The following is a 3738-nucleotide window of genomic DNA, read 5'->3' as shown; positions in this document are numbered from 1 at the left end:
CTGCCGGGGCAATCGATGATGATGAAGTCCTTGACCCTGTCCATCTCCGCGATGGCGTTGGTGATGCGGTGGTCATAGGCATTCTCGCCTGTGGCAAGCGCTGCGGGGTCCGCCTCGGGCAGATCGCGGTAATCGGGTGTCGCTATTGTCAGCCCCGCCCGCTCCAGATAAGCACGGCGGTTTTCGATGTAGCGACCGAAGGTTTTCTGCCGCAGGTCAAGATCCAGCGCGCCCACGCGGTGGCCCAATCGGGCAAGGGCGGTGGCCACGTGCATGCAGGTCGTGGACTTGCCCGAGCCGCCCTTTTCGTTGCCCACAACGATGATATGCGCCATGTCCTAGTGAACCTTCGAAACACCCCGGACCTCTCAGATTCGCAGCGTTGCGGGGAAGGAAGCGGGAACGGCGTCGGGAAAGCAATAATACCTTTCTGCGTCGGCACGAAGAGCGATTTCTTCGAAGAAATCGTTACGGAGTTTTCGAAAACTCCGGCTCCCGGACCCGCTTTCAGGGCTGGAAACTGAAAAGGGGCATGCGTTGCCACATGCCCCTTCAGAAAGACTGCGCGGACTGGCTTAGAAGCCGAGGCCGGCGTATTTGTTCTTGAACTTCGACACGCGACCGCCGGTGTCCATCAGCTTGGCGTTGCCGCCGGTCCAGGCGGGGTGCGCCAAGGGGTCGATGTCGAGCGCCATCTGGTCGCCTTCCTTGCCCCAGGTCGATTTGGTCTGGAACACGGTACCATCCGTCATCTTGACGTTGATGGTGTGATAGTCGGGGTGAATGCCCTGTTTCATGGCTCGGGTCCTTATTCGTCTTTGGCTTTGTAGGTGGCGTCCTCGGCGATCCGGGCCGATTTGCCGCGACGGGCGCGCAGGTAGTAAAGCTTTGCACGACGGACCTTGCCGCGACGCACCACTTCGATGCTGTCGATGTTCGTCGAGTAGAGGGGGAACACCCGCTCCACCCCTTCGCCGAACGAAATCTTGCGCACGGTGAAGCTGGCCGAGATGGTCGCCCCGCCTTTGCGGCCGATGCAGACGCCTTCATAGGCCTGCACGCGCGAACGGGTGCCTTCGGTCACTTTGTAGCCGACTTTCACGGTATCGCCGGCCTTGAAGTCCGGGATGGTCTTTCCGAGGGCGGCAATCTGCTCCGCCTCGATCTGAGCGATCAGGTTCATCGCGTATACTCCGTTGCTCGCGGTTTTTCCCGCGAAGATGATGCCGCCTCAGAGCTCTCGGTCTTCATTCGGGTCCCTACCGTGCGCCGCACAGTAAGCCCGCCAGAGATCAGGCCTGCGTTCCTTTGTCAGCCTTTCGGCCATTGCCTTCCGCCAGACGGCTATGTTCGCGTGATGGCCCGACTGAAGCACTTCGGGTATCTCGCGGCCTTGCCAGACGGTGGGCCGAGTGTAGTGCGGAAATTCCAAAAGCCCCTCCGAGAAGGATTCCTCCTCGGTGGACTGCTGATTCCCAAGCACGCGGGGTATAAGGCGGACGGTCGCATCAATCAAGGCCGTTGCGGCAATCTCTCCTCCGGTGAGGACGAAATCACCCAAGGAGATTTCCTCGACGGCGTGATGGTCGAGAACGCGCTGATCGACGCCCTCGAAACGACCGCAGAGAAGGGTGATCCCTTCGGCTGCGGCAAGGCGGCGGGCGGTGGTCTGGTCGAACGGTCTGCCACGCGGGGAAAGGTAGATGACCGGCCAGCGGCTGCGGTCAGTCGGCGTCCCGTCGGCCGCGGCGGCAAGTGCGGCGTCGACCACATCGGCGCGCAAGACCATGCCTGCACCGCCGCCTGCGGGGGTGTCGTCGACGTTCTGGTGTCTGCCGATGCCGAAGGGGCGCAGGTCGGTGGTTTCCAGCCGCCAGAGGCCGAAATCAAGCGCCTTCCCAGTCAGCGACAGGTTGAGGATGCCGGGAAACGCGTCGGGGAAAAGCGTGATGATCTTGGCGGTCCACGCGTCTTTGACGATGCGCGGCTCTTCCAGCAGGTCGCGCGGTTTCTGGCTGGCGCGGATCGACAGCCTGCCGTGGCTTTTGGGTGGTGAGATCGGGTCGGACATGACCCGTGCCATACCCGCAAATACCGGCAGTTAGAAGTGCGATCAGGCGTGACGGGGTTGGGCGGTGGCCGGGGCCTCGCGCCGTACCGGATCGGCGGTCGGCTGGGTTTGGGCTTGGGCCATCTCGACGGCATGGGCCAGCGCGATCAGCCCGTCGCGCAGATCGTCGCGCAGATGACTGGGCAGATCGTTGGTCGGGCCACCGACAAGACCGTCGGCCGCAACCTGCCGGATCGCAGTCGGAGCAGGGAAGCCGTCCGCGCGACCGGGAAAGGCACCAATCAGTGCCATTGCGCGGGGGACCAGAAGACGAAGAAGATCCGGGCTGCCATCGGCGATGGAAAAGGCATTCGCCATCGCGTCTGGGACCAGGCCGGGGGCAACCACCTCGGGCTCGGAGGCCCAGATGACGAGGGCCCGGCGCAGGGCTGCGTGGGTCCGGTCCGGGCGTTTCAGTGCAGCCGTCAGCGCGTTGAGGCGCAGAGCCGCGCCATTGGCATACATGATGTTGCTGACGAGCGGGCTGACCTGAGCCTCGGGTGCATCGTCGGGAAGGTTGAGCAGTGGCACGATGGCCAAAGCGGCATCGGCGGCTGCGCGGGGAATCTGGGCGCGTTCGGCCTCCTCATCCAGAAACACGCCAGCCTCGGCGGCCTCGCGCGCGTCCCAGAGTGAGCGGCCGAGGGGTATTGCCAGGAAGGATATGGCGGCGGGCAGCAGCGGGTTGATGACCGGAAGGAACCCGGCGATGCCACCAAAGCCGCGACCGATGCCGAAAAGGACGGCGACCAGCAGGATTTGCGACAGGACCTGGGTAAGGGCTGCACCCCATGCCGAAGCCGTCAGCCACTCGGCCGGGGTGGCGGGCCACTGCTCGGGCCGCAGGATGATCAGCCACAGCACGAATATCGCCACGAAGAACGGCACCTGATCCCAGCCTGAGCCCGAAAGACCTGCGAAGAGCGGGCCGAAATACAGCAGGGCGGCTGCACCTCTCAGAAGACGCAAGCGTGCGAGCATGGCAATTTCCTCACTTAACAACCAGACAGGGCAGGCCAGATAAGTCGGAAGTTCAATCAAGTCCTTCCGGCAGATCGGCGACCAGACGTCTGGCCGCAAGATCGACATTGGGCACGATCGCCTTGGTAAAGGGCAAAAGAAGGGCCGATTTATGACCCGGCGCGGATATTTCGAGGATGTCTCCGGCCCCGTGATTGTGAATTGCGGCAACTTTCCCGATCAGCGCGCCGCCGGGATCACGCACTTCTAGGCCGATCAGATCGGCGTGGTAAAACTCGTCGTCGGGCAGGGAGGGCAGCTTTGCGCGGTCGACGAAAAGGCCGGTGCCACGCAGGGCGTCAGCGTCGTCTTTCGTTGCCACGCCTGCGATCCGCGCGCCAAGGCCGCCGGCGACGGGGCGGGTCAGGGTGATGCGGAACTGCCGGGTGCCGTCTTCCGACATTAGCGGTCCGTAGCTGGCGATGTCTTCGGGTTGGGTGCAGAACGACTTCAGCCGCACCTCGCCCGACACGCCGAATGCCCCGGCAATCGCACCCACGCATATGCGGTCCGACATCAGCGCTGCTCCATCCATAGCGAAGGGGACCGGGTTTCCCAGCCTGCGGTTTCCAGTTCCGGCACCTGACTTTCCTCCTCGGGCCAGCCAA

At 63.5% G+C, this 3738-nt stretch carries 6 protein-coding genes; all 6 read right to left on the bottom strand.

What is annotated here, in order from left to right:
* The coding region (locus tag ACRCSW_RS00820; RefSeq protein ID WP_438702102.1) for a division plane positioning ATPase MipZ at positions 1 to 335 on the bottom strand (335 nt) is incomplete at its 3' end.
* Between the two features lie 240 nt (positions 336 to 575).
* Complete coding sequence (gene rpmE / locus ACRCSW_RS00815) at positions 576 to 797, bottom strand: 50S ribosomal protein L31 (RefSeq protein WP_438702101.1); 222 nt, start codon at positions 795 to 797, stop codon at positions 576 to 578.
* 11 nt (positions 798 to 808) lie between these two features.
* Positions 809 to 1183, bottom strand: coding sequence for a 50S ribosomal protein L19 (rplS, locus tag ACRCSW_RS00810; RefSeq protein WP_438702100.1), 375 nt, complete (start codon positions 1181 to 1183; stop codon positions 809 to 811).
* Positions 1184 to 1231: 48 nt separating this feature from the next.
* A complete protein-coding gene (gene trmD / locus ACRCSW_RS00805; RefSeq protein ID WP_438702099.1) occupies positions 1232 to 2071 on the bottom strand; it encodes a tRNA (guanosine(37)-N1)-methyltransferase TrmD in 840 nt (279 codons plus the stop codon).
* Positions 2072 to 2113: 42 nt separating this feature from the next.
* Positions 2114 to 3091 (bottom strand): hypothetical protein, encoded by a 978-nt coding sequence (locus tag ACRCSW_RS00800; RefSeq protein WP_438702098.1) that lies wholly within the window; start codon positions 3089 to 3091, stop codon positions 2114 to 2116.
* A gap of 52 nt (positions 3092 to 3143) precedes the next feature.
* Positions 3144 to 3647, bottom strand: a complete 504-nt coding sequence (gene rimM / locus ACRCSW_RS00795; RefSeq protein WP_438702097.1) for a ribosome maturation factor RimM — start codon at positions 3645 to 3647, stop codon at positions 3144 to 3146.
* Positions 3648 to 3738 lie beyond the last annotated feature (91 nt).

Origin of the sequence: Tabrizicola sp. (assembly GCF_051645465.1) — a bacterium.
GTDB lineage: Bacteria > Pseudomonadota > Alphaproteobacteria > Rhodobacterales > Rhodobacteraceae > Tabrizicola.
The sequence above is the reverse complement of the archived record's forward strand: the minus strand, read 5'-3'. Positions and strand labels throughout refer to the sequence as shown.